This is a genomic window from Agromyces sp. G08B096, assembly GCF_040267705.1.
Taxonomy (GTDB): domain Bacteria; phylum Actinomycetota; class Actinomycetes; order Actinomycetales; family Microbacteriaceae; genus Agromyces.
Genome location: NZ_CP158374.1, coordinates 2,549,205 through 2,575,030, shown reverse-complemented (window position 1 = coordinate 2,575,030; position 25,826 = coordinate 2,549,205). Strand labels below are relative to the sequence as shown.

23 protein-coding genes and 1 tRNA gene are annotated in these 25,826 nt (G+C 72.3%); 15 read left to right on the top strand and 9 right to left on the bottom strand.

The window, feature by feature from the left end:
• Positions 1-11: 11 nt before the first annotated feature.
• Complete coding sequence (acs, locus tag ABIQ69_RS12415) at positions 12-1,967, bottom strand: acetate--CoA ligase (protein WP_350347433.1); 1,956 nt, start codon at positions 1,965-1,967, stop codon at positions 12-14.
• 474 nt (positions 1,968-2,441) lie between these two features.
• Between acs and ABIQ69_RS12410 the strand changes: the two genes are divergently transcribed.
• The 5 genes from ABIQ69_RS12410 (at position 2,442) to ABIQ69_RS12390 (ending at position 5,636) form a co-directional block, all read left to right on the top strand.
• Positions 2,442-3,521, top strand: coding sequence for a TadA family conjugal transfer-associated ATPase (locus ABIQ69_RS12410; RefSeq protein WP_350347432.1), 1,080 nt, complete (start codon positions 2,442-2,444; stop codon positions 3,519-3,521).
• On the top strand, positions 3,518-4,540 hold the full coding sequence (locus tag ABIQ69_RS12405; RefSeq protein ID WP_350347431.1) for a type II secretion system F family protein: 1,023 nt from the start codon (positions 3,518-3,520) through the stop codon (positions 4,538-4,540). Before ABIQ69_RS12410 ends, ABIQ69_RS12405 begins: the two co-directional genes overlap by 4 nt.
• Before the next feature lie 61 nt (positions 4,541-4,601).
• Positions 4,602-4,889 (top strand): DUF4244 domain-containing protein, encoded by a 288-nt coding sequence (locus ABIQ69_RS12400; protein WP_350347430.1) that lies wholly within the window; start codon positions 4,602-4,604, stop codon positions 4,887-4,889.
• The gene (locus ABIQ69_RS12395; RefSeq protein ID WP_350347429.1) at positions 4,870-5,214 is read left to right on the top strand and encodes a TadE family type IV pilus minor pilin; all 345 of its coding nucleotides are present in this window, start codon (positions 4,870-4,872) and stop codon (positions 5,212-5,214) included. The genes ABIQ69_RS12400 and ABIQ69_RS12395 overlap by 20 nt, the downstream gene beginning before the upstream one ends.
• Positions 5,190-5,636, top strand: a complete 447-nt coding sequence (locus tag ABIQ69_RS12390) for an Rv3654c family TadE-like protein (protein WP_350347428.1) — start codon at positions 5,190-5,192, stop codon at positions 5,634-5,636. The genes ABIQ69_RS12395 and ABIQ69_RS12390 overlap by 25 nt, the downstream gene beginning before the upstream one ends.
• On the opposite strand, the gene ABIQ69_RS12385 is transcribed toward ABIQ69_RS12390, so the two are convergent.
• Positions 5,614-5,850: a hypothetical protein gene (locus tag ABIQ69_RS12385; protein WP_350347427.1), complete on the bottom strand. Its 237-nt coding sequence runs from the start codon at positions 5,848-5,850 to the stop codon at positions 5,614-5,616. The two genes, ABIQ69_RS12390 and ABIQ69_RS12385, sit on opposite strands and share 23 nt — an antisense overlap.
• A 217-nt stretch (positions 5,851-6,067) precedes the next feature.
• Here ABIQ69_RS12385 and topA point away from each other — a divergent pair, with 217 nt between their 5' ends.
• From topA to ABIQ69_RS12335, 10 genes are all read left to right on the top strand, one after another.
• A complete protein-coding gene (gene topA, locus ABIQ69_RS12380; protein WP_350347426.1) occupies positions 6,068-8,875 on the top strand; it encodes a type I DNA topoisomerase in 2,808 nt (935 codons plus the stop codon).
• On the top strand, positions 8,872-9,492 hold the full coding sequence (gene tmk / locus ABIQ69_RS12375; RefSeq protein ID WP_350347425.1) for a dTMP kinase: 621 nt from the start codon (positions 8,872-8,874) through the stop codon (positions 9,490-9,492). Before topA ends, tmk begins: the two co-directional genes overlap by 4 nt.
• Before the next feature lie 55 nt (positions 9,493-9,547).
• Positions 9,548-10,729: a DNA polymerase III subunit delta' gene (locus tag ABIQ69_RS12370; RefSeq protein WP_350347424.1), complete on the top strand. Its 1,182-nt coding sequence runs from the start codon at positions 9,548-9,550 to the stop codon at positions 10,727-10,729.
• Positions 10,726-12,252: an alpha/beta hydrolase gene (locus ABIQ69_RS12365; protein WP_350347423.1), complete on the top strand. Its 1,527-nt coding sequence runs from the start codon at positions 10,726-10,728 to the stop codon at positions 12,250-12,252. The genes ABIQ69_RS12370 and ABIQ69_RS12365 overlap by 4 nt, the downstream gene beginning before the upstream one ends.
• Positions 12,253-12,369: 117 nt before the next feature.
• Positions 12,370-12,445: transfer RNA gene (locus tag ABIQ69_RS12360), tRNA-Thr, on the top strand.
• Between the two features lie 172 nt (positions 12,446-12,617).
• Entirely contained in the window at positions 12,618-13,601 is a 984-nt protein-coding gene (locus ABIQ69_RS12355) for a Gfo/Idh/MocA family oxidoreductase (protein WP_350347422.1), read from the top strand.
• A gap of 103 nt (positions 13,602-13,704) precedes the next feature.
• The gene (locus tag ABIQ69_RS12350) at positions 13,705-15,222 is read left to right on the top strand and encodes a D-alanyl-D-alanine carboxypeptidase (RefSeq protein WP_350347421.1); all 1,518 of its coding nucleotides are present in this window, start codon (positions 13,705-13,707) and stop codon (positions 15,220-15,222) included.
• Between the two features lie 78 nt (positions 15,223-15,300).
• Positions 15,301-15,936: an isochorismatase family protein gene (locus tag ABIQ69_RS12345; RefSeq protein ID WP_350347420.1), complete on the top strand. Its 636-nt coding sequence runs from the start codon at positions 15,301-15,303 to the stop codon at positions 15,934-15,936.
• Positions 15,933-16,721, top strand: coding sequence for an alpha/beta fold hydrolase (locus tag ABIQ69_RS12340; RefSeq protein WP_350347419.1), 789 nt, complete (start codon positions 15,933-15,935; stop codon positions 16,719-16,721). The genes ABIQ69_RS12345 and ABIQ69_RS12340 overlap by 4 nt, the downstream gene beginning before the upstream one ends.
• A gap of 88 nt (positions 16,722-16,809) precedes the next feature.
• Entirely contained in the window at positions 16,810-17,295 is a 486-nt protein-coding gene (locus ABIQ69_RS12335) for a hypothetical protein (protein WP_350347418.1), read from the top strand.
• Between the two features lie 62 nt (positions 17,296-17,357).
• Here ABIQ69_RS12335 and hpaD read toward each other — a convergent pair whose 3' ends face one another.
• The 7 genes from hpaD to ABIQ69_RS12300 all read right to left on the bottom strand — a co-directional run bounded on the left by hpaD (position 17,358) and on the right by ABIQ69_RS12300 (position 25,752).
• Entirely contained in the window at positions 17,358-18,500 is a 1,143-nt protein-coding gene (gene hpaD, locus ABIQ69_RS12330; protein ID WP_350347417.1) for a 3,4-dihydroxyphenylacetate 2,3-dioxygenase, read from the bottom strand.
• 44 nt (positions 18,501-18,544) lie between these two features.
• Complete coding sequence (hpaE, locus tag ABIQ69_RS12325; protein ID WP_350347416.1) at positions 18,545-20,080, bottom strand: 5-carboxymethyl-2-hydroxymuconate semialdehyde dehydrogenase; 1,536 nt, start codon at positions 20,078-20,080, stop codon at positions 18,545-18,547.
• A gap of 8 nt (positions 20,081-20,088) precedes the next feature.
• Complete coding sequence (locus tag ABIQ69_RS12320) at positions 20,089-20,787, bottom strand: GntR family transcriptional regulator (protein WP_350347415.1); 699 nt, start codon at positions 20,785-20,787, stop codon at positions 20,089-20,091.
• Entirely contained in the window at positions 20,784-22,283 is a 1,500-nt protein-coding gene (locus tag ABIQ69_RS12315) for a fumarylacetoacetate hydrolase family protein (protein WP_350347414.1), read from the bottom strand. The genes ABIQ69_RS12320 and ABIQ69_RS12315 overlap by 4 nt, the downstream gene beginning before the upstream one ends.
• Positions 22,284-22,344: 61 nt before the next feature.
• Positions 22,345-23,163 (bottom strand): aldolase/citrate lyase family protein, encoded by an 819-nt coding sequence (locus tag ABIQ69_RS12310; protein WP_350347413.1) that lies wholly within the window; start codon positions 23,161-23,163, stop codon positions 22,345-22,347.
• Positions 23,148-23,933: a 2-oxo-hept-4-ene-1,7-dioate hydratase gene (gene hpaH, locus ABIQ69_RS12305; protein ID WP_350347412.1), complete on the bottom strand. Its 786-nt coding sequence runs from the start codon at positions 23,931-23,933 to the stop codon at positions 23,148-23,150. The genes ABIQ69_RS12310 and hpaH overlap by 16 nt, the downstream gene beginning before the upstream one ends.
• Positions 23,934-24,090: 157 nt before the next feature.
• A complete protein-coding gene (locus ABIQ69_RS12300) occupies positions 24,091-25,752 on the bottom strand; it encodes a thiamine pyrophosphate-binding protein (protein ID WP_350347411.1) in 1,662 nt (553 codons plus the stop codon).
• Positions 25,753-25,826: the final 74 nt, after the last annotated feature.

Genomic DNA, 25,826 nt, shown 5'->3' with positions numbered 1-25,826 from the left:
TTCTGGGGGTCTTAGCGGACCTGCTCGGTGATCGCGGTCATCACCGACGTGTCGGCGAGCGTCGTCGTGTCGCCGACCTGGCGGCCCTCCGCGAGGTCGCGGAGCAGGCGACGCATGATCTTCCCGGACCGGGTCTTCGGCAGCTCGTTGACGATGAAGACCTGGCGGGGCCGAGCGATCGCACCGATCTGCGTCGCGACGTGCCGGCGGAGCTCCTCGGCGGCCTCCGAGACATCCGTGACCTGCTCGGCCTGACTGGCCTTCAGGATGACGAACGCCACGACGGCCTGCCCGGTCGTCTCGTCGGATGCCCCGACGACGGCGGCCTCGGCCGTCCACGGGTGCGCGACGAGGGACGACTCGATCTCGGCAGTCGAGAGCCGGTGCCCGGAGACGTTCATGACGTCGTCGACGCGGCCGAGCAGCCAGATGTCGCCGTCTTCATCGCGCCGTGCGCCGTCGCCCGCGAAGTACTTGTCGCCGAACTTCTCCCAGTAGGTCTCCTTGAACCGCTCGGGGTCGCCCCAGATGCCGCGGAGCATCGACGGCCAGGGCTCGGTGATGACGAGGAGTCCGCCGCCTTCGCCCTCGACCTTCTCGCCGTCGTCGGTGAGGATGTCGACCGTGATGCCGGGGATCGGCACCTGGGCGCTGCCGGGCTTGAGGTCGGTGACGCCGGGAAGGGCCGAGATCATGATCGCGCCCGTCTCGGTCTGCCACCAGGTGTCGACGACGGGGATCGAGCCGCCGCCGATGACGTGGCGGTACCAGATCCACGCCTCGGGATTGATCGGCTCGCCCACCGAGCCGAGCAGGCGCAGCGAGCGCAGGTTGAACTCGTGCGGGATCTGCCGGCCGAGCTTCATGAACGACCGGATCGCCGTGGGCGCGGTGTAGAGGATCGAGACCCGGTACTTCTCGACGATCTCCCACCAGCGGCCGGGGTGCGGGGTGTCGGGAGTGCCCTCGTAGAGCACCTGCGTCGCGCCGTTCGCGAGCGGACCGTAGACGACGTACGAGTGGCCGGTGATCCAGCCGACGTCGGCGGTGCACCAGTAGACGTCGGTCTCGGGGTGCAGGTCGAACACGTTCTTGTGCGTGAACGCCGTCTGCGTCAGGTACCCGCCCGACGTGTGCAGGATGCCCTTCGGCTTCCCCGTGGTGCCGGAGGTGTAGAGGATGAAGAGCGGATTCTCGGCGTCGAACGCCTTCGCCTCGTGCTCGGCCGACGCGGTCGCGACCGTCTCGTGCCACCAGAGGTCGCGGTCGGCGTTCCACTCGATGTCGTTCTCGCCGCGACGGACGACGAGCACGTTCCGCACGCTGCCGCCCTCCGCCTTCGCGAGCGCCTCGTCGACGACGGGCTTCAGCGGGAAGACTTTGCCCTTGCGGTAGCCGCCGTCGGCGGTGATGACGAGGGATGCCTCGGCGTCGTCGATGCGCGAGGCGAGGCTCTCGGCGCTGAAGCCGCCGAAGACGACCGAGTGGATGGCGCCGATGCGCGCCACGGCGAGCATCGAGACGACCGCCTCGGGGATCATCGGCAGGTAGATGGCGACGCGGTCGCCCTGACCGATGCCGAGGGCGGTCAGGGCGTTCGCGGCGCGCTTGACCTCTTCGGTGAGCTCGGCGTAGGTGATCGCCCGGCTGTCGCCCGGCTCGCCCTCCCAGTAGAGGGCGACGCGGTCGCCGAGGCCGGCGTCGACGTGCCGGTCGAGGCAGTTGACGGCGACGTTCAGCTCGCCGTCGGCGAACCAGCGGGCGAACGGCGGGTTCGACCAGTCGAGGGTCTGCGTGAACGGCTTCTCCCAGCTGAGGAGGGAGCGGGCCTGGTCGGCCCAGAAGCCGAGCCGGTCGGCGGCGGCCTGCTCGTAGAGGCTCGCGTCGGCGACGGCCTGGGCGGCGAATTCGGGGCTCGGGCGGAAGCGCCTGATCTCCTCGAGGGCGTGATCGATCTGCACGGTCATGGTTCTCCGGTCGCTCCTTCGCGAATCAGGGATTCGATGGATTCGTGGGTTTCGCCTGCCCCGCTAGCACTGTAGCGCCGGATTCGGCCGCCTCCCATTCCGTTCCGTCACCAGGGGTCGTACGATGCCTCAGGGAATCGCTCTCATGGGCATCCCTGTGCCTTTGCGCAGAGAAATCTGTGTGTCCGCACAAATGAGGACAAAAAGTACTTGCGCATGGATCGCGAACCCGTACACTGAGTACCGCCCGAACACTCGTTTCGAGGCCTGCAGCGCGCTGAGATTCCCCCCAATCCTCGCGCTGCCGAGGCGGCACCTGTTCCCCCCAATGGGTGCCGCCCCCTTCTTTTAACGGGTCTGCGCGAGCCGCCCACTCCGAACGAGTCCTCCTCCACAATGACGTGGAGGAGGCTCTTTCTCGTTCTGCGGTCGAACGGCCCGGGCGCGGGCGAGCGGGATGCCTACGCTCGCCGCATGACCATCCCCTTCGTCGCCACGCCATCGTGGGAGGAGCCGGGCGAGCACCTGCCCCGGCCGGAACGTCCGGGCGTTCCTCGGAGGTTCGCGGCGTCCGCGGCGCCGACCGCGCCGCTGGGCTCGGGGGCGTCGATGGATGGGGCCGCCTCGGCGGCCGATCTCGACGTTCTCGGCCCGCTCGCACCGTTCGCGGCCTCCGGTCCGGTCACCGATCTCTTCGTCAACGGTGCGCAGGGTCTCTGGGTCGACCGCGGCACCGGTCCGGAGCACGAGCCCGCGTGGACGGCGACCGAGCCCGAGGTGCGGGCGCTCGCCGTGAAGCTCATCGCCCGGGGCGGGCGCCACATCGACGAGGCGACTCCGGCGGTGGACGTGCGGCTGGGTCGCGGCATGCGGGTCCACGCCGTGCTGCCGCCCGTCTCGACCGGAGGGACCCTGCTCTCCATCCGCATCCCGCGCCCGGGAGGATTCTCGCTCGCCGCACTCGCCCGGGCGGGCATGCTCACCGCAGACGACGAGCGGCTGCTCCGCGACGCGGTGCTGTCGCGCAAGAACCTCCTCGTCACCGGCGCCGGAGGCACCGGCAAGACCACCCTGCTCGCGGCGCTCCTCGCCGAGGCGCCCGACCGCGAGCGGCTCGTCATCATCGAGGATGTCGCGGAACTCGACGTGTCGCACCCGCATGTGATCTCGCTGGAGGCGCGGCAGGCGAACCTCGAGGGCACGGGGCGCATCGGCCTGGACGCGCTGCTCCGGGAAGCGCTGCGGATGCGCCCGGATCGGCTGGTCGTGGGGGAGTGCCGGGGCGCCGAGCTCCGTGAGCTCCTCGCCGCGCTCAACACCGGGCACGACGGGGGAGCGGGCACGTTGCACGCGAACTCGGTGGACGACGTCCCGGCCCGGCTGGAGGCGCTCGGCTCGATCGCCGGCATGTCCGCGGACGCGGTGGCGCGGCAGGCGGTCAGTGCCTTCGATCTCGTCGTGCACCTCGAGCGGCGCGCGGGCTCGCGACGGCTCGGCGGCATCGGCCGCTTCCAGCTCGACGAGACCGGGCGACTCGCGGTGGAGGCGGAGTGAGCGTCGGTGCGCGGCTTCGCGCACTCCGCTCAGCCGGCCGCGTCGACGAGTCCGCGAGCACCGATCGGGTCGTCGCGCTCGCCGAACGCCTCGCCGTTCTGCTGGCCGCGGGCGTCTCCGCACCGATCGCGTGGCGGCAGCTCGCGTCCGACGACGCTGCCGAGCCCGCGACTCGAGCCGCGGCGGTGGCCGCCGAGGAGGGCGAGCCCGTCGCGGCCGCCATCCGGCGGGCGACTCGGAACGACGATCCGGGTCGGCCCGGGCGGGGATGCGGTGCCCGCCGCGGGCGTCCCCCTGCGGAGGCCGGTGCGACCGGCGCGTGGGCGGCCGTCGCTGCGGCGTGGGAGGTGGCGAACGCGACCGGGGCGCCGCTGGCACTGAGCCTCAGGGAGCTCGCGGCTGCGCTTCGAGACGACGCGCACCTCCGACGCGAGGTGCGGGCCGCGCTCGCCGGGCCGAAGGCCAGCGCGAGGCTGGTCACCGCGCTTCCCGCCATCGCCGTCGTGCTCGGGCTCGCGATGGGCTTCGACACGGTCGGCATCCTGTTCGGCAACCCGCTCGGCTGGGCGTGCCTCGCCGTCGGCGGCGGCCTTCTGTGGGCGGGCGCCCGATGGAACCGCGCGCTCGCCGCGCGCGCCGCACCGCCGTCCGCGTCCCCCGGCCTCGAGTTCGACCTGCTGGCGATCGCCATGTCGAGCGGCGCATCGCTCGACGCGGCGACCGAGGTGACCCGGCGGGCCATGCGCGAGCACCTCCCGTCCGCGTCCGACGCCGGAGCGGACATCGCGGCCACCGTCCGGCTGGCATCCGAAGCCGGCGCTCCCATCGCCGAACTGCTCCGGTCGGAGGCCGCGCGCCGACGGCGGACCGCACGGACGGACGGTGCCACGCGCGCCGCCGCGCTCGGTGTGCGACTCATGCTCCCGCTCGGGGCCTGCATCCTGCCGGCCTTCGTGCTCCTCGGGGTCGCGCCCCTCATGATCTCGGTCGTCACGGGCACCCTCGGCGGTGCTTCGTGAGGTCCGCTCCGACTCGTGCCGACCAGCGGCCGCCCCGCGGCCATCGACGAAAGGATCCGCCATGTCCCGACCTTCCGGTGCCGCTCGTGCCGTCCAGGCATCCGACGCCACACCCAGCGCGAACCCCGCGTCCGCGACCCGCCGGGCCGGCGCGTCACGACGCCTCAGCAGTCGCCCGGCTCGCCTGCTCCGCCGGCTGGTCGGCGAACGAGGTGCCGCGACCGCGGAGTACGCCGTCGCCACGATGGCGGCCGTCGGCTTCGCCGGCCTCCTCGTCATCATCCTGCGGGGTGACGAGGTGCGCGGCATCCTCACCGATCTCGTGCGGAATGCGCTCACGGTGGGCTGATGATCGCGGCAGTGCGACCGCGGAGCTCGCGGTCGCACTGCCCGCGGTCGCGCTCGTGCTGGCGCTCTGCCTCGGCGCGGTGCACGTCGTGGGGCGGCAGGTCCGGCTCACGGATGCCGCCGCCGACGCAGCCCGGGCGCTCGGCCGGGGCGATTCAGCGGATGTCGCGGGCGGCATTGCCGAACGGGTCGCGGGCGGAGGGGTCGGGATGACCGTGTGGGACGAGACGCCGCTCGTGTGCGCTCGACTCACCGCGACCGCCGGCGGCCTCCTCGGCGGGATCTCGCTGAGCGCTGAATCGTGCGCCGTCGCGGGCGGCGGATGATGGGCGTCGGCGCCGCCGTACGGGTGAGCGAACGCGGCGCCGGCTCGGTGCTCGCCTTGGCGCTCGTCGGGGCCGTGGTCGCCGTCACGCTCGGCCTCGTCCCGGTGCTCGCCGTCTTCGTCGAGTCGCAGCGTGCGGCCAACGCGGCGGACGCGGCGGCGCTCGCCGCGGCGGACGCCGTGTCCGGAGCCGTCGCGGGCGAGCCGTGTGCGCTGGCCGCGACGGTGGCCGCGCGGAACGGAGCGCGGCTCACCGGGTGCACGGGGGGCGACGATGGGGAAGCGACGGTCGCGGTGGTGGTCGAGGCCCTCGTCTTCGAGGTCACGGCTCGGGCACGGGCCGGTCCGGCTCCAGCGCCTCGCCGCCGTGCGCGCGCCCGGGGTACCCCCTGGCCGCGTCTCAGTCGAAGACGGTCTCGATGAACCGGTACTCGACGGCGGTGGGCCGGCCGTCGCCCTCGGTGGTGAACTCGAGGCCGCCGCCGCGCGTATAGACGTAGCGCTTGCCCGGATCGGCGTGCAGTTCGAGACGGGGCTGCGGGTCCCCGGTCTCGGCGAAGGCGGTCGCGACGGTCTTGCCCTCGAGCGGTCCGTCGATCAACTTGGCGGTGTACGAGCCGGCGGATGACGTGTCCATGCGGCCCATTGTCCTCCGCTTGCCGGTGTCCGCAAGGGGCCCCGACCACCTCCTGCGGCGAGGCGATCGCGGGCCGATCGACCGGGTGGAGGCGGTGCGCTCCCGGCTCCGGTGTGTATGGTGTGGCTGTCGGCGCGACATCCCGCCGATTGACGGCACACCGCTCGGGGGCGCGGAAATCGTGCGTTCTCGCTTTCGAATGGAATCAGAGGAGTCTGTGTCAGGCGCGAAGAAGTTGGTCATCGTCGAGTCGCCGACCAAGATGCGGTCCATCGCCCAGTACCTTGGCGACGGCTACGAGGTGCTGTCGTCGGTCGGGCACATCCGCGACCTGATCGAGCCCAAGAACCTGCCTGCCGAGCTGAAGAAGGGCTCGCTCGGCAAGTTCTCGGTCGACGTCGAGAACGGCTTCGAGCCGTACTACGTCGTCTCGGATGCCAAGAAGAAGACGGTCGCCGAACTCAAGCGCGCCCTCAAGGACGCTGACGAGCTCCTGCTCGCCACCGATGAAGACCGCGAGGGCGAGGCCATCGCGTGGCACCTGCTGCAGGAGCTGAAGCCCAAGGTGCCCGTGCGGCGCATGGTGTTCCACGAGATCACCAAGGACGCGATCCTCGCCGCGAAGGACCGGACGCGCGACCTCGACACTTCGCTCGTCGACGCGCAGGAGACCCGGCGCATCCTCGACCGGCTGTACGGGTACGAGGTCTCTCCGGTGCTCTGGCGGAAGGTCGGCCCCGGCCTCTCCGCCGGCCGTGTGCAGTCGGCCGCGACGCGCCTCGTCGTCGACCGCGAGCGCGAGCGGCTCGCGTTCGTCGCGGCATCCTATTGGGACCTCGTCGGCCGGTTCTCCGGAGCCGGCTCCTCGTTCGACGCCCGTCTCGTGCGACTGGCCGGCGAGCGGGTCGCCACCGGACGCGACTTCGACGACGCCGGCCGGCTCACCGGCAAGGCCGTCGTCCTCGACGAGGCGACCGCGACGGCGCTCGCCGAGGCGCTCCGCGACGACACGGTCGCCCGCCGCGTCTCGAAGGTGGAGTCCAAGCCGTACTCGCGCCGCCCGGCCGCGCCTTTCACGACGTCGACGCTGCAGCAGGAGGCCGCGCGCAAGCTCCGCCTCTCCGCGCGCGACACCATGCGGGTCGCCCAGTCGCTCTACGAGAACGGCTACATCACCTATATGCGCACCGACTCGTCGTCGCTGTCGCAGCAGGCGATCACGGCGGCCAGGACGCAGGCGACGAAGCTCTACGGCGCCGACTCGGTGCCCGAAAAGCCCCGCGCCTACGCCGGCAAGTCGAAGAACGCGCAGGAGGCGCACGAGGCGATCCGCCCGTCGGGCGAGGTGTTCCGCACCCCGGCGGAGGTGGAGGGGCAGCTCCGCGGCAGCGAGTTCAAGCTGTACGACCTCATCTGGAAGCGCACCGTCGCCTCCCAGATGGCCGACGCCAAGGGCCACACGGCGACCGTCACCATCGAGGTCGGGCCGACGTCGCGGGATGCCGCGACCCCGGAGGCCGCCACGGCGCCCGTCGCGGGAACCGTCGCGGAGTTCACGGCCAGCGGCACCGTCATCACCTTCCGCGGCTTCCTCGCCGCCTACGAGGAGGGCCGCGACGAGGAGCGCAACGGCGACGACACGCCTGGCGAGGCCAAGCTGCCGCCGCTCGAGGAGGGCCAGCAGGTCGGCCTCGACGACCTCGAGGCGAAGGGTCACGAGACCTCGCCGCCGCCGCGCTACACCGAGGCGAGCCTCGTGAAGCGCCTGGAGGAGCTCGGCATCGGCCGCCCCTCGACCTTCGCGTCGATCATCTCGACGATCCTCGACCGCGGATACGTCACCCAGCGCGGCCAGGCGCTCGTGCCGAGCTGGACGGCCTTCTCGGTCGTGCGCCTCCTGGAGGAGCACTTCGGCGACCTCGTGCAGTACGACTTCACCGCCGAGATGGAGGACGACCTCGACCGGATCGCCTCCGGCGAGGCCGACCGCGTCGACTGGCTGAACGAGTTCTACTTCGGCGGCGACAAGCACAAGGGCCTGCGGCAGATCGTCGACAACCTCGGCGACATCGACGCGCGCGAGATCAACTCCGTCGAGATCGCGCCAGACATCACGCTGCGGATCGGCAAGTACGGCCCCTACCTCGAGACGCCGGCCGAGGATGCCACGCCCGATGCGCCTCCTCGCCGGGTGAACCTGCCCGAGGGCCTCGCGCCCGACGAGCTCACCGCCGAGAAGGCGCGCGAGCTCATCGACGCACCGGTGCAGAGCGACCGGGTCCTCGGTCTGAACCCCGAGAACGGCAAGCAGGTCGTGGTGAAGGACGGCCGGTTCGGCCCGTACGTCACCGAGCTCGAACCGGAGCCCGAGGCGGCCGAGGCATCCGTCGACCCCGCGAGCGGCGAGGTGACGGAACCTGCGAAGCCGAAGCGGGGTGCGAAGAAGGCGGCCGCGCCGAAGCCTCGCACCGCGTCGCTGTTCAAGTCGATGCAGATCGAGGAGGTCGATCTCGCCACGGCGCTGAAGCTGCTCGATCTGCCCCGGGTCGTCGGTACCGATCCCGAGTCGGGCGAGGAGATCACCGCGCAGAACGGCCGGTACGGCCCGTACCTGAAGAAGGGCGCCGACACCCGAACGCTTCCGAGCGAGGACGCGATCTTCGAGATCGACCTGGCGGGCGCACTCGAGCTGTACGCCCAGCCGAAGTACGGCGCACGCCGCGCCTCCAGCGCCCTGAAGGAGTTCGACGCCGACCCCGTGAGCGGCAAGCCGGTGAAGGTGAAGGACGGGCGGTTCGGCCCGTACGTCACCGACGGCACGACGAACGCCACCATCCCGCGCGGCGAGAACGTCGAGGACCTCACCTTCGAACGCGCGATCGAGCTCCTGCAGATCAAGCGCGACAAGGGGCCGGCGGCGCCGCGGACGAAGCGGGCGACCTCGAAGTCGGGTGCGAAGACCACGGCGAAGACCGCCGCGAAGACGACGACCCGGAAGTCGGCGCCGAAGAAGAGCCAGGCGTGAGCCGCGGACTCTTCATCACGCTGGAGGGCGGCGACGGATCGGGCAAGTCCACGCAGGCCGAGCTGCTGCGCGACTGGCTGACCGCCGAAGGGCGCACCGTCGTGCGCACCCGGGAGCCCGGCGGCACCGACGTCGGCGTCGAGATCCGCGAACTGGTGCTGCACCACCGCGGCGACATCGACCCGCGTGCCGAGGCGCTGCTCTACGCCGCCGACCGTGCGCACCACGTCGCCACGCTCGTCCGCCCGGCGCTCGCGCGCGGCGAGGTCGTCGTGCAGGACCGCTACCTCGACTCGTCCGTCGCGTACCAGGGCGCCGGCCGCGTGCTCGACCCCGTCGAGGTGCGGCGGCTCTCGGAATGGGCGACCGGCGGGCTGCTGCCCGACCTCACCGTGCTGCTCGACCTCGACGCGGAGACGGCACGAACCCGGCTCGACGCCGCCCGCACCCGGTACGACCGACTCGAGGCCGAGGCATCCGAGTTCCACGACCGGGTCCGCCGCGCCTATCTCGACCTCGCGCGCGACGAGCCGGATCGGTTCCTCGTCGTCGACGCGGCACGGCCCGTCGAGGAGATCGCCGCGGAGATCCGCGAGCGCGTCCGCGCGCTCCGATGAGCCGGCCGCGCCCCAGCGGCCGAAGCGCGTCGCCGGCTGCGGGTAGCGTGGACGCGTGAGCGTGTGGAGCGAGCTGACCGGGCAGGATGCCGCGATCGCGACGTTCCGCCAGGCCGCCGCAGCGGCCGTGGGAGCGGCGGATGCCTCGGCCGAGGCATCCCGCCAGATGACGCACTCGTGGCTCATCACGGGCCCGCCCGGGTCGGGGCGCAGCAACATCGCGTTCGCGTTCGCGACCGCGCTCATCTCCGGTGACCCCGACGGCGACGAGGCGACCCGCATCCAGGTCGAAGCCCGCAGCCACCCCGACCTGCACGTCCTCTCGACCGAGGGCGTCATCATCCGCGTGCACGACGTGCGCGACATCGTCCGGCGGTCGCACTACGCGCCGTCGGTCGGACGGCACCGGGTCATCATCGTCGAAGACGCCGACCGCATGACCGAGCACACCTCGAACGTGCTGCTGAAAGAGCTCGAGGAGCCGCCCGAGCGGACGGTGTGGCTGCTCTGCGCGCCGAGCGACGCCGACCTCATCCCGACGATCCGCTCGCGCGTGCGCACCGTCCGGCTGCAGGTGCCCTCCGTCGACGACGTCGCGGCGCTCCTCGTCCGGCGCGATGGTGTCGACCCCGCCGTCGCCGAACGCGCGGCTCGTGAGGCCCAGAGCCACATCGGCATGGCGCACCGGCTCGCCACGAGCGATGAGGCCCGCCTCCGCCGCGAGGAGACCCTGCGGCTGGCGCTCGGCGTGCGATCGGCATCCGGTGCCGTGCGGACCGCGGCACGTCTCCTCGAGATCGCCGGCGACGACGCGAAGGCGATCACCGAGCTGCGCGACGCCGAAGAGCGCGAGCACGCCCTCCGCTCGCTCGGGCTCAACCCCGGGCAAGCCATCCCGCCCGCGCTCCGCGCGCAGATCAAGACCCTCGAAGACGACCAGAAGCGCCGCGCCACACGGAGCCTGAGAGACGGCATCGACCGCATCCTCGTCGACCTCGCCTCGCTCTTCCGCGATCTGCTCGTGCTGCAGCTCGACGCCGGGGTCGCGCTCGTCAACCGTGAACTCGAGCCCGAGCTCCGGCAGGCCGCGTCCGCGTCGACGCCGGCGCAGACGCTCGGCACGCTCGACGCCATCCAGGAGGCCCGCACTCGGATCGAGGGCAACGTGCAGCCCGTGCTCGCGCTCGAGGCCATGCTCGTCTCAGCCATCCGCAGACCAGAACGGGGAGCCGCATGAGCCGGCGGAAGAAGACCACCGGGGCGCTCGCGGCGCTCGCGACCGCAGCCGTGCTGCTGCTGAGCGGCTGCGTGCCGTCGTTCCTGCAGCCGCCCGCGCCCACCTCCACGCCGACCGGGGAGGAGGTCGCGCCCGAGCTCGAGCCGTTCTATCACCAGGTGCTCGAGTGGGAGCAGTGCGGCGACCGGCTGGGATGCACCACCGCCACGGCGCCCCTCGACTGGGACGACCCGTCGGCCGGCGAGATCGAGCTCGCACTCGTGCGGCACGTCGCCACGGGCGACCGCATCGGGTCGCTGCTGGTCAACCCGGGCGGCCCCGGTGCCTCGGGCTACGACTTCGTGCACGACTCGCTCGACTACGCCGTCGGACAGCCCCTGCAGGAGCGCTTCGACGTGGTCGGCTTCGACCCCCGCGGGGTAGGCCGATCGTCGGCCGTCGCCTGCTACGACGCGGCGGAGATGGACGAGTACCTGTACGGCATCCCCGAGAACGCGCGGGGCACCGACGCCTGGATCGAGGAGGTCGGGCAGGCGCAGGCCGACTTCGGCGCCGCCTGCGCCGACCGGACCGGCGAGCTGCTCGCGAACGTCGACACCGTGAGCGCTGCGCGCGACCTCGACCTGCTGCGCGCCGTGCTCGGCGACGAGCAGCTGCACTACCTCGGGTACTCCTACGGCACCTTCCTCGGTGCGACGTACGCCGGCCTCTACCCCGAGCACGTCGGGCGACTCGTGCTCGATGGCGCCATCGATCCGGCCGCGAGCCTCACCGAGGTGTCCGCGGCGCAGGCCGTCGGCTTCGAAGAGGCCCTCCGTGCCTACCTCGACGACTGCCTCGCCACCGACGACTGCCCGTTCACCGGCAGCACCGACGAGGCGATGGACGAGATCGGCGCGCTCATCGCGTCCGTCGGCGAGAGCCCGCTCCGGGGCACCGACGGGCGCATGGTCGGGTCGGACACGTTCATCACCGCGATCATCTACCCGCTGTACAGCCCCGAGAGCTGGTCGTATCTCGACGATCTCTTCACCTCCGTGCAGTTCGGGGAGGCGGACCTGGCGCTCGCCCTCGCCGACGGCTACAACGGCCGCGACGCCGACGGCACCTACCTCGACAATTCCAGCGAGGCGTTCACCGCCATCAATTGCCTCGACTACGAGCCGCTCGTCGGCATCGACGCCGTCCGGGCCTCCGCCGCCGAGATCGCGGCCGCGGCGCCGCTCATCGGGCCGTACTTCGGCGCCCCGAGCTGCACCGACTGGCCCGTCCCGAGTGAGGCGGTGCGGGCTCCCATCCACGCCGAGGGCGCGGCCCCGATCCTCGTCGTCGGCACCACCGGCGACCCGGCCACGCCGTACGACTGGGCGGTCTCGCTCGCCGACCAGCTGGAGAGCGGCGTGCTCGTCAGCTACGACGGCGAGGGGCACACGGCGTACAACAAGTCGAACGCCTGCGTCGACGACGCCGTCGAGCGGTACCTCATCGAGGGTGTCGCGCCCGGCTCGGACCCGAACTGCTGACCGTGAACGCGCCGCAGCATCCGGGCGGTTCGCGGGTGCCGCGGGTGGTCATGAGCGTCTGGAAAACCCGCTACTATTGATGCTCGTGCCACGGTGCGCCTCGCGCCCCGGTGTCACGCCGCCTTAGCTCAGTCGGCAGAGCGATTCACTCGTAATGAATAGGTCGTGGGTTCGATTCCCACAGGCGGCTCCACCATGATGGGCCCGGAGAGATCCGGGCCCATCGTCGTTCGAGGGCCCGTCGTCTCAGCGCCCATCATCGTTCGAGGGCTCGTGATCGCGTCCGTCCACCGTGGTCCAGCCCGCATGTCGTCGCGGGTCCGCGTCGTCAGGACGACCCTCCGCCCGCCGATAGGCTGGCGCGCATGACGGAACGACTGCGCTGGGGCATCCTCGCGACGGGCGGCATCGCCCACGCTTTCACGACCGACCTGAAGCTCAACGGCTTCGACGTGCGTGCGGTGGGTTCGCGGCGGCAGGAGGCGGCCGACGCGTTCGCCGCGGCGCACGAGATCCCCACGGCGTACGGCAGCTACGAGCAGCTCGTCGCCGACCCGGAGGTCGACGCGATCTACGTCTCGACGCCGCATCCGTTCCACGCGGAGAACGCCGCCCTCGCGATCGAGGCCGGCAAGCACGTGCTGGTCGAGAAGCCGTTCACCCTGAACGCCGCCGAGGCGCAGCGCGTCGCCGACCTCGCGGCCGAGCGCGGGGTGCTCGTCCTCGAGGCCATGTGGACGCGCTACCTGCCGCACATGGTCCGGCTGCGCGAGATCATCGCCGAGGGGACGCTCGGCGATGTGCGCACGCTCATCGCCGACCACACGCAGAAGATCACCGACGACCCGGCGCACCGCATCAACGCGCTCGAGCTCGGCGGCGGTGCGCTGCTCGATCTCGGCATCTACCCGATCTCGTTCGCCTGGGACCTCTTCGGCGCTCCGCGCACCATCCAGGCGACCGCCACGTTCAAGGGCACTGGCGCCGACGCGCAGATCGCGACGATCTTCGGTTACGACGGCGCCAGGGTCGCGCTGACTGTCTCGGCGAGCGACACCCGCGGGCCGAACACGGCGAGCATCATCGGCACCGAGGCGCGCATCGACATCGACCCCATCTGGTACACGCCGACGACCTTCCGCGTGGTGTCGCACGACGGGTCGGTGCTCGAGGAGTACCGGTCCGAGGTGACCGGCCGGGGGATGCATTACCAGGCGGAGGCCGTCGAGCGCCTCGTCGCCGCGGGCACGCTGGGCGGCGACGTGCTGCCCATCGCGGAGACCGTCGCCATCATGGGCACGCTGGACGCCATCCGCGAGCAGATCGGGCTGCGCTACCCCGGCGAGTGACCCGCCGTCCCGGCGCATGGGAGCCGCCGCTCACCGCGGTGGAGCCTGGCGGAAGCCGAGGCTGCCTCGGGGTTCTTTCGGGTTGCCTTCCTAGAATGCCCGGGTGAGCGAAGAGACGGATGCCCCGCGCGACGCGCCGGAACCCGTCGACCCCGCAGAGCCGTCGACGCCCGACGGCCCGCCCGCAGGGCGGGGAGGCATCCTCACACGGCTGACCGCGTTCACGCGACGGCACCGCCTGCCCGTCGCCATCGGCGGCGGCGTGCTCGCCGTGACCCTCCTCGGCGGCGGCGCGCTGGCCGCGGGGATGGGCGTCGGCAACGCGGGGGCGACCGTCGCGCCGGCCACGGCCGAGCCGAGCCCGACGCCCACCCCCACCGTCGACCCGGGCCGGCCCGTCCCGGCAGCCCTCCCGGCAGCGGCGCGCGTGCGCACCTGCTCCGTCGCCGACCGGGCCGCCGACCCACGGCTGGCGAACTTGCAGGCGCAGGTCGTGAATGCCGCGACCGGCGAGGTGCTGTACGACCGCGGCGGCACGACGCCCTCGCGCACCGCGAGCGTCATGAAGGTGCTGACCTCCGCGGCGGCGCTGTCGGTGCTGGGCCCCGACTACCGGGCCGCGACGACCGTCGTGACGGGCGCCGAGCCGGGCTCGGTCGTCCTGGTCGGCGGCGGCGATGTGACGCTCTCGCGGACGCCGAGCGGCACCGAGACGGTGTATCCGGGGGCCGCCCACCTCGACGACCTCGCCGCTCAGGTGCGTGCGGCGTGGGCGGCGGACCCGTCGAACCCGCCGCTCACGAAGCTCATCCTCGATGCGAGCGCGTTCGGCGGCGATGAATGGCATCCGACGTGGGATCCGGTGGAGCGCGAGGACGGCTACATGTCGCAGATCACCGCGCTCCAGGTCGACGGCGACCGCGACGACCCCGGCGCGAACACGTCGTGGCGCAGCACCGACCCCATCGGGCGGGCCGGCGACGCGTTCGCCGCAGAGCTCGGCGGCATCGCGAGCATCGAACGCGGCACGGCGCCGGCAGGTGCCGCGCAGCTCGGCCAGGTGTCGTCGCCGACGGTCGCGCAACTCGTCGACAAGGCCCTCGTGGTCTCCGACAACAGCGTCGCCGAGATGCTCGCGCGGCTCGTCGCGATCGAGACCGGTGCGGGCAACACCTTCGACGCCATCAACGCCGGGGTGCTCGAGGGACTCCAGGCCTACGGCGTCGACACGACGGCGGTCGTGGTCGTCGACGGGTCCGGGCTGTCGGACTCGAACGCCGTGCCGCCGTCGTACCTGACCCGGCTGTTCGTGAAGATCAACGCGCGCGAGGGGAACCTCGGCGTGATCATGGACGGCCTGCCGGTCTCCGGTGTGCGGGGGTCGCTGTCGTACAGCGACCGCTTCGCGGGCGAGAACGCGGTCGCCGACGGCGCCGTGTTCGCCAAGACCGGGTGGATCGAGACCGGGTACACGCTCGCGGGCGTCGTCCACGCGCAGGACGGCAGCACGCTCACGTTCGCCGTGTACGCGCTCGGCGACGTGACCGACGAGGCGAAGCAGGCGATCGACACGCTCACGACCGGGTTCTTCCTCTGCGGCGACAACCTCGGCAACTTCTGACGCCCCCCGGGTGACGCGCGGCCGCATTACTCGCGGAACGCCGGGCGCGTCCGCCACCCGAAGGGGGACAATGAAAGCATGACCAAGGCACTCCTCATCGTCGACGTGCAGAACGACTTCACCGAGGGCGGCGCCCTCGGGGTCGACGGCGGCGCCGCCGTCGCCTCCGGCGTGACCGACCTGCTCGCCGCCCATGGCGACGAGTACGCGCTCGTCATCGCGTCGCGCGACTGGCACGACGCCGACAACGACAACGGCGGGCACTTCGCCACGGCCGGCGACCCCGACTTCGTCGAGACCTGGCCCGAGCACTGCGTGGCCGGCACCGACGGTGCCGAGTATCACCCGTCCCTCGACACCTCCGGCGTCCACGCGCACATCAGGAAGGGGCAGGGCAAGCCCGCCTACTCGGCGTTCGAAGGTGTCGACGACGAGGGACGCACCGTCTCGCAGCTGCTCGACGAGCACGGCGTCACCGACGTCGACGTCGTGGGCATCGCGACCGACTACTGCGTCCGCGCGAGCGCACTCGACGCCGTGGAGCACGGCCGACACGTCCGCATCTTCACCGACCTCGTCGCCGGCGTCGCACCGGAGTCGTCGGAGCGCGCGCTCGCCGAGCTCGCGCACGCTGGCGCGGTGCTCGCGGAGTCGTCGGTGCTCGCCGAGTCGCCCGTGCCCCAGGAGGAGCGCTCGGACGAGGCATCCGAGTGATCATCGCGGGCGCGCCCGACGTGCCGACGCTGCACGCCGAGGCGCCCGACGGTGTCCTCGTGGCGTACCGCAGGTTCGCCGGCGAGCGTGCGACGGACGCCGCGGATGCCGCTCCGCCCGTGCTGCTCGTGCACGGCTTCGCGACGACGGCGCGAGTGACGTGGGAGGGCACGGGCTGGGTTCGCGCGCTGCAGGCGGCCGGCCGTGACGTGATCGTCACCGATCTGCGGGGGCATGGCGACAGCGACAAGCCGGTGGACGCGGCGTCGTACGGGCGCGACCGGTTGGGCGACGACCTCGTCGCCGTGCTCGACTCCGCCGGCGTCGAGGTCGTGGATGCCGTCGGCTATTCGCTGGGCGGTCGCATCGTGTCCGCGCTGACGGGCCGGGCGAGCGGGCGCGTCCGTCGCGTCGTGATCGGCGGCGCCGGCCCGAGCGAGCTGTTCGCCACCTGGGATCCGGAGGAGGCGCGCGGCCTGCTGCTCCGCGGAGCGCCGCCGCGGAACCCGGTCATCGCGCAGGTCCTCCGTCCGGCCCTCGAGAGCGGGGCCGACCGTGAGGCGCTGCTCGCCTGCATCGAGGGCATCGCGGGCGCGCCGCTGGAGCTGCCGAGCGAGCTTGCCGCGCTCTTCGTCGTCGGCGAGCTGGATCCGGTTCCGGCGGGCGTCGAGCAGCTCGCCCGTGATCGAGGCAGCGACGTGATCACGGTGCCCGGCCGCGACCACGTCTCGACGCTCACCAGTCGCACCTTCAAGGACGCGGCGATCGGGTTCCTCGCCGGCTGACGGCTCGCCCGCGTCACCCGGGCCGGGTAGGGTGGCTCCCGGCGCGAGATCCGTTGCCGTCCCCCACTTCATCACTCAGGGAGTCTTCATGTCCACGCGCTCCGCCGCGCCCATGCTCGCCCTCGCCGCCATCGCCGGCCTTCTGCTCACCGGCTGCGCCGCGGGCACGGACTCGACGGCCGACACGAAGCCGGCCGCGACGGCCGAGGAGTCGACCGCCGCCGAGGCCCCGGCCGAGCAGTCGATCGCCGAGGCCTGCACCGAGCTGCAGACCACGCTCAACGAGTCGGCCACCGCCCTGCAGGACGGCATGTCGACCTTCTCGCAGGACCCGGCCGCGGCCGTGGCCGCGCTCACGTCGTTCGCCGACGAGTTCGAGGCCGTCCGCGCCGAGCTTGGCAACGCCGAGGTGAAGGCCCAGGCCGAGGCCGCGGGCGCGAAGCTCGACGAGATGATTGTCGCGCTCGAGGCCGGCGTCGCCGACCCCGCTGCGTTCGACGCGACCGCCTTCCTCACGACGGCGCAGGGCGTGCAGACCGAGCTTGTCGCCATCGGCGAGCTCTGCACGCAGTAACCAACCTCACACGACGGGGGTGCGACGCCGCGGCGTCGCACCCCCGTCGTCGTCTGCGAAGCCTAGAGCGTGTTGCCGAGCTTGAAACCCTGCTCCTCGTCGCCCTTCCGCGTGTACGAGAAGCCGTCGGCCCCGATCGTGACCTCCATCTCGCTGTCGTCGGTCCGGGCGACGACGGGCTTCGGGTTCCCGTCGAGGTCGAGCACGAGCGAGGCCTCGGTGTACCAGCTCGGCACGACCGGGTTGCCCCACCAGTCGCGGCGCTGGTTGTCGTGGACGTCCCACGTGACGACCGGGTTGTCGGGGTCGCCGGTGTAGTAGTCCTGCGTGTAGATCTCGACGCGGTGCCCGTCGGGATCGCGCAGGTACAGGTAGAAGGCGTTCGAGACCCCGTGCCGGCCGGGCCCGCGCTCGATCGCGTCGGAGCGCCGGAGCGCGCCGAGCTTGTCGCAGATCGCGAGGATGTTGTGCTTCTCGTGCGTGGCGAACGCGACGTGGTGCATGCGGGGGCCGTCGCCGCCGGTCATCGCCGTGTCGTGGACCGTGGGCTTCCGACGCATCCATGCCGCGTAGACGGTGCCCTCTTCGTCTTGGATGTCCTCGGTGACGCGGAAGCCGAGCGACTGCATGAAGTTCACGGCGCGCGGCACGTCGGGCGTGACCTGGTTGAAGTGGTCGAGGCGCACGAGCTCGCCCGGCGTGTGCAGGTCGTAGCGCCACGAGAGCCGCTCGACGTGCTCGGTCTGGTGGAAGAACTCGTACGGGAAGCCGAGCGGGTCCTCGACGCGCACCGAATCGCCGATGCCCGTCGTGAAGCCGTCGGAGCGTCGCTCGACGCGGCAGCCGAGCTCGGAGTAGAAGGCAACGGCCTTGTCGAGGTCCTCGGGCGTGCGCACGCGGTAGGAGAAGGCGGCCACGGCGGCCACCGGCCCCTGGCGGAGGACGAGGTTGTGGTGGATGAACTCCTCCGTCGAGCGGAGGTAGATCGCCTCGTCGTCCTCCTCCGTGACGTACAGGCCGAGCACGTCGACGTAGAACTCGCGCGAGGCGGCGAGGTCGGTGACGACGAGCTCCATGTACGCGCAGCGCAGGATGTCGGGGGCCGGCACCGACGGCGTCGGCACCGGGTCGTCGCTCCGGATCGGGGCCTCCTGGCTCACGTAGAAGCCCGAGGAGGTGAGGGTCATGTCGTCGCGGCGGGTCATGCGGGGGCGTCCTTGCCTGGGATCGAGCGGGGGAGCGGCGCGGCTCAGCGGGGGTCGGGGTCGTCGAGGTCGGATGCCTCGTGCGGGTCCTGCTTGCCGAACGTGGGGTTGTGGGGGGCGCCGAGGGTGATGTGCACGCTCTGCTGGTCGGTGTAGAAGTCGATCGACCGGTAGCCGCCCTCGTGGCCGAGGCCGGAGGCCTTGACCCCGCCGAACGGCGTCCGGAGGTCGCGCACGTTGTTCGAGTTCAGCCACACCATGCCGGCCTCGACGGCCTGCGCGAACGTGTGCGCGCGCTTCAGGTCGTTCGTCCAGACGTAGGCGGCGAGGCCGTACTTCGTGTCGTTCGCGAGCGCGAGCGCCTCCTCCTCGGTGTCGAAGGGGGTGATCGCGACCACGGGGCCGAAGATCTCCTCCTGGAAGATCCGGGCGTCGGGGGCGACGTCGGCGAAGACGGTCGGGGCGACGTAGTTGCCCGTAGGGAAGCCTTCGGGGCGGCCTCCGCCGGCGACGAGCCGCCCTTCGGTCTTGCCGAGTTCGACGTAGCTCATCACCTTGTCGTAGTGCTCGGGGTGCACGAGTGCGCCGACCTCGGTGTCGGGGTCGCTCGGGTGCCCGACCTTCACGCGCGTCGCCTGCGCCGCGTAACGCTCGACGAACTCGTCGTACACCTCGCGCTGCACGAGGATGCGGCTGCCGGCGGTGCAGCGCTCTCCGTTCAGCGAGAACACGCCGAAGATGCACGCGTCGATCGCGACGTCGAGTTCGGCGTCGGCGAACACGACGGCGGGGCTCTTGCCGCCGAGCTCCATCGAGAGGCCCTTCAGGTAGGGCGCCGCGTTGGCGAAGATGATCTGCCCGGTTCGGCTCTCGCCGGTGAACGAGATGAGCGGCACGTCGGGATGCTTCACCAGCGCGTCGCCCGCCTCCTCGCCGAGGCCGTTGACGAGGTTGAAGACGCCCTTCGGCAGCCCGGCCTCTTCGAAGATGCCGGCCCAGAGCGACGCCGAGAGCGGCGTGAACTCGGCGGGCTTCAGCACGACGGTGTTGCCGGTCGCGAGGGCGGGGCCGAGCTTCCACGACTCGAGCATGAACGGCGTGTTCCAGGGGGTGATGAGCCCTGCGACGCCGATGGGTTTGCGGTTGACGTAGTTCATCTGCCGGCCGGGAACCTTGAAGGCGTCGTCGGACTGGGCGACGATCAGGTCGGCGAAGAAGCGGAAGTTCTCGGCCGCACGGCGGGCCTGGCCGAGCGCCTGCGTGATCGGCAGGCCCGAGTCGAAGGACTCGAGCTCCGCCAGCTGGGCGTCGCGCGACTCGACGAGGTCGGCGATCCGGTGCAGCACGCGTGAGCGCTCGCGGGGCAGCATCCTCGGCCACGGCCCCTCGCGGAAGGCGCGGCGGGCGGCGGCGACGGCGGCGTCGACGTCGGCCTGCTGGCCGGCCGCAGCCTGCACGTAGGTCTCGTTCGAGACCGGGTCGAGCACGTCGAACGTCTCGCCGCCCATCGAGTCGACGAATTCGCCGTCGATGTAGTGGCGGATGCGGTCGGGAAGCCCCTCGGGCACGCGGTGGGTCATCGGTTTCCTCATTCGGCGGCCGCGGCGGCCTCGTGGGCCGGCGCGGAGTGGGCGGGTCGGTGGTCGGACTGGTAGGCGAGCACGGCATCGAGGGTCGCGGTGCGGTGCGCCCGGGCGGCGAGCTCGATCTCGAGCGGGTCGGCCCCGCGCTCGATGAGGGCAACGAGGTGCTCGTGCTCGTCGACCGACGCGCGGGCGCGCCCCGGCACGAAGCTGAACGAGGAGTCGCGCAGCACCCGCATCCGGTTCCAGCCGCGGTGCACGAGGTCGAGCACGTGCGGGTTCGGGCACCCCTCGAACAGCACGGCGTGGAACTCGAGGTTGAGCTCGGTGAAGCGGTGCGGGTCGAAGTCGTCGAGCGTGCGACGCATCCGCTCGTTGATCTCGCGGGCGCGCCGCAGCTGGGCGGCGGTGAGCTCGGGTGCCGTGAGCGCGGTCGCGAAGCCCTCGACGAGGGCGAGCGTCTGCATGGTGTGCAGGTACTCGGTCTCCTTGATGAGCGCGACCTGGGCGCCGACGTTGCGTTCGAAGGTGACGAGGCCCTCGGCTTCGAGGCGCCGGATGGCCTCGCGGACGGGAACGGCCGACACGTCGAGGTCGCCGGCGATCTGGGCGAGCACGAGCCGGTAGCCGGGCACGAAGCGGCCGTCGTCGATGCGTTCGCGGATGAACCGGTACGCCTGCTGCGACTTGCTCTCGGCGCTCATCGCCCGGCCTCGCGTTCGTAGCGGGCGCGCCACTCCGCGTTCATGGGGAACAGCCCGTCGACGGATGCCCCGCCCGCGACCTGCTCGGCGACCCAGGCGTCCTCGCGCTCCTGCGCCTCGGCCTCGGCGAGGACCTCCTCGACGAGGGCCGGGGGGATGACGATGACGCCGTCGCCGTCGCCGACCATGATGTCGCCGGGCTGCACGGCGGCGCCGCCGCAGGAGACGGTGACGTCGGTCTCCCACGGCACGTGCTTGCGGCCGAGGACGCTCGGGTGCGGGCCCTGCGCGTAGACGGGCAGGCCGAGCCCGGCGACGACGTCGGCGTCGCGGACCCCGCCGTCGGTGACGACGCCCGCCGCACCGCGCACGCGGGCCCGCAGCGCGAGGACGTCGCCGACCGTGCCGGTGGTGCGCTCGCCGCGGGCCTCGATGACGATGACCTCGCCCGGCTCGACGGTGTCGAAGGCCTGTTTCTGCGCGTTGAATCCGCCGCCGTGGGACTGGAACAGGTCGGGCCGGAACGGGATGAACCGGAGCGTGCGGGCGGGGCCGACGAGCCGCATGCCCCGGGCGAGCGGCGCGACGCCCTCGACGAAGACGTCGTGGTAGCCGCGCTTCCTGAGCGCGACCGAGAGGGTCGCGACGCCCACGGCGCCGAGCCGGGCCCGCAGGTCGTCGTCGAGGCCGGACGACGAGGGGGACGGCGAGGCGGCGGGCGGCACGTCCGGCGCGGTCGCGCGCCCGGCGGCGACGGCCTCGGCGAGGGCCGCCTCCGACCCCCACGCCTCGACGCGCTGGAGGTCGTCGGCGGCCGGCACCGAGCCGAAGTCGCCGAACGGGACGTCGCCCTGCGTGACCGTGGTGACGAGTCGGCCGGTCGTGGGCGCCCCCGGCGCGGCGGGGGCGTCGACCTCGACTTCGACGACGTCGCCGGGCACGACGACGGAGGATCCCGCGGGGGTGCCGGTGAGGATGACGTCTCCGGTCTCGAGGGTGAGGTGCTGGGAGAGATCGGCGACGAGCCGGCCGAAGTCGAAGAGGAGGGTGTCGGAGGTGTCCTCCTGGACGAGCTCGCCGTTCACCCAGGTGCGCACCCGCCAGTCGCCGGGGCCGATGCCGTCGACGGGGATCGCGACGGGGCCGAGCGGCGTGAAGCCGTCGCCGCCCTTCGAACGGAGGTTGGAGCCCTTGTCGGCCGCGCGGAGGTCGTACAGGCCGAAGTCGTTCGCGGCCGTGACGGCCGCCACGTGCTGCCAGCCGTCGGCGGGGGTGATGTAGCGAGCGGGCTCGCCGATGATGATCGCGATCTCGCCCTCGAACGCGAGCAGCTCGGTCCCGGCCGGGCGGACGACGGTGCCGCCGGTGCCGGCGAGGGAGCTCTGGGGCTTCAGGAAGTAGCTCGGCTGGGCGGGCGTGCGCCCGCGCTGCGCGGCACGCGAGGGGTAGTTCAGGTGCACGGCGATGATCTTGCCGGGCGTGGCGATGGTGCTCATGGACTCCCTCGTCTGACAATATGTGAAATCGTATACGATTGTGCGAGCCGGGACAAGGTGCTCAATAGCTGGCGGCGCCGGCCTCCCCGGCACCTGCTCCCGGTGCGATGAACCGATCCGCGAGCGCCTCCGACGCGCGCGCGACGATCGCGACATCGGCGCCGACTGCGACGAACGCGGCCCCGGCCGCGAGGTAGCGGTCGGCCTCCTCCGGCACGAACGCGTTGACGCCGGCCGGGGTGCCCGCGCGCGCGGCCGCCTCGAGGGCGCGGATCACCGCGGCCGAGACATCCGGATGCCCCGGCTGCCCGAGCAGCCCCATCGACGCGGCGAGATCCGCCGGCCCGATGAAGACCGCGTCGACGCCGTCGACGGCGGCGATCTCCTCGGCCGCCTCGACCGCGGCCGCGGACTCGATCTGCACCGTGAGGCTGACGGCCGACGAGGCACCCGCCAGGTACCCGGGCACCCGGTTCCAGCGCGACGAGCGTGCGAGCGAGGCGCCCACGCCCCGGATGCCCGCGCCGGGGTAGCGGACGGCGCGCACGAGCTCGCGCGCCTGCTCGGCGGAGTCGACCATGGGCACGAGCAGGTTCTGCGCACCGAGATCGAGCACCTGTTTGATGACCACGGCGTCGCCGAATGGCACCCGCACGACCGGTGCGACGGGGTAGGCCGAGACCGCGTAGAGCTGCGCCAGGATCGACTCCAGCCCGTTGGGGGAGTGCTCGGCGTCGATGAGCACCCAGTCGAGGCCGCTTCCGGCCGCCACCTCGGCCATGATCGGGCTGCCCGAGCACACCCACATGCCGACCAGCGGGCGGTCGGCGGCGGCGAGCCGGGCGGCGAAGGTGTCGGGCAGGGTCAGACGAACCGGCATGAGATGCTCCCGAGGTCGCGGTAGTCGGCGTGGACGGTGTCGCCGCGTTCGACCCACATCGGCCGGGTGAACGACCCGGCGAGGACGATCTCGCCGGCGCCGAGCGACTGGCCGTGCTGGGCGAGCTTGTTCGCGAGCCAGGCGACGCCCATCGCGGGGTGGCCGAGCACCGCGCCGGCGACGCCCGACTCCTCGATGGTCTCGTTGCGCGAGAGCAGGGCACCGACCCACCGGAGGTCGACCTGGTCGGGCTTGACGGGCCGGCCGCCGAGGATCATCGCGCCCATCGCGGCGTTGTCGGAGATGGTGTCGACGATCGTCCGCCCCTCGAGCTCGATGTGCGAGTTCAGCACCTCGAGGGCCGGCACGACGTAGTCGGTCGCCCGCAGCACGTCGAAGATCGTGGTGCCCGGGCCCGCGAGGGGGGCCCCGAGCACGAAGGCGAGCTCGACCTCGATGCGGACGTTGGAGAAGCGGTCGAACTCGAGCACCGAGCCCGATTCGAAGACCATATCGTCGAGGATGGCCCCGTAGTCCGGCTCCGTGATGCCGGTCGCGACCTGCATGACCTTGGAGGTGAGCCCGATCTTCCGCCCGACGAGCCGGGCGCCGTCGGCCTGGCGGCGTTCCACCCAGAGGCGCTGGATGGCGTACGCGTCGTCGACGGTGAGGTCAGGATGACGGGCGGTCAGGAGCGGGACGGTCGTGCGGTCTCGGTCGGCCGCGACGAGCTCGTCGGCGATCGCCTGGATGCGGGCGGGGTCGGGCACGGGGCCTCCACTTCGTCGTGAGCGTCATCCGCGATCGTATCGGACCGGGCGTCGCATTTGGTATCTCAAATCATATACGATACCTGCACTCGCCTCGCGTCGGCAGGCTGGTCGTCACCGGCGCCGCCACGGTGGGATGCCCCGCCCGGGTCGCCCCTCAGCTGTTCACCCGGATGACCTCGTGCTGGTACGGCGCCACGACGGAGCGGGAGATGCGGCAGTCGAGCAGGAGGAACCGGCGCGAGGCGGCGGGTTCCGCAGCCCACGTCGCAAGACGGTCGAGATCTGCCAGCTCGCGCACGACCACGCCCTCGGCCCCGACGGCCGCGGCGAGGGCCGCGAAGTCGGTCTCCGGGATCCGCATCGGCGCCTCGGCGAGGCCCTTGCGACCGTACAGGTGCACCTCGGCGCCGTAGGCGGCGTCGTTCCACACGACCGCGAGCCCGCGCCCCGCCGCCGACCGGACGGCGGACTCGAGGTCGGCGAGCGCCATGAGCCCGCCGCCGTCGCCCGTCGTCAGCACGATCGTCGACTCCGGGCGCGCCATCGCCGCGCCCGGCACGCTCGGGAACCCGAGCCCGATCGACTGATAGGCGGTGCCGACCATGATCATCCGGTCGGGCGAGGCCACCGGCCAGTACATGTTCGCCCAGGCGATGAAGTGCCCACCGTCGGAGACGACGACGCGGTCTTCGGGCAGCAGGCCGGCGATCTTCGCGGCGACGGCGCGCGGGTCGAGCCGGCCGTCCTCGCAGCGGCCGTCGGTGCGCTCGGGCGCCGGCTGCGCGCGAAGCCGCGACACGTCGGCCTGCTCGCGCCAGCCCGAGGTCTCCGCGCCGAGCACGTCGAGCGCCTCGAGCACCGCCCGGGCCACGAGCGCGGCGTCCCCGCGGACGAAGCCGCCGACATGGGGATGCGTCGCCGCCGGCGCCGTGTCGACCTGGAACACGCGAGTGCACGGCGCGAAGAGCTCGCCGAAGCGCATCGTGAACTGGTTGAGGGAGGCGCCGAAGACGACGGCGACGTCGGCCTCGCGCACGAGCTCCATCGCGCCCGCCGCCCCGAACCCGCCCGTCACGCCCAGGTCGTATCGGTGGTCGGGGAAGACGCCGCGGCCGAGCGCCGTCGTCGCCGTGACGGCGCCCGTGGCGTCGGCGAGCTCGCCGAGCACCGGGCCCGCGCCGGCGAGCCACGCCCCGCGCCCCGCGAGCAGGAGCGGGCGGCTCGCGCCCGCGAGCGCCTCGGCGAGCTCTCGCACCACGCCGGCGGCGAACTCGCCCCGCGGCGCGAGCGGCCCCGGCAGGCGCACGGCCGGCGCCGCGGGAACCTCGCCGGCCTCGAGCGCCGCCACGTCGTACGGGATCGCGAGAACGGCCGGCACGCCGTACGCGAGCGCGTGCTCGACCGCGATGACCGTCGTCGCCGCGGCATCCGCCCGGCCCACCGTATACGTGCGCGCACCGACCGCGGAGGCCAGCGCGATCTGGTCGACGTCCCACGGGCGCGGCCCCGAGGTGGGCTCGTCGCCGACGACGAGGACCAGCGGCACCCGCGCCTGCGCCGCCTCGGCGAGAGCGGTCAGCGTGTTCGTGAACCCCGCACCGTACGTCGCCGTCGCCGCCGCGAGTCGTCCGGACGCCCGGAAGTGCGCGTCCGCCGAGACGACGCCGCCCGCCTCGTGACGCACTGCGGTGAATGTCGCATCCGTCTCGCGCTCGAGCGCATCGAGGAACCAAGCGTTTCCATTGCCCATGACCCCGAAGACGTGGTCGACGTGGGCGGCGAGGGTGCGGGCGACGTGGGCGGAGACGGTGGGCATGCTGAAGCCTCTCGAGACGATGACGGATGGGGTTTTCCGTATGTGTCTCGCGCGAGCGGCTCGCCGCCGGTCGG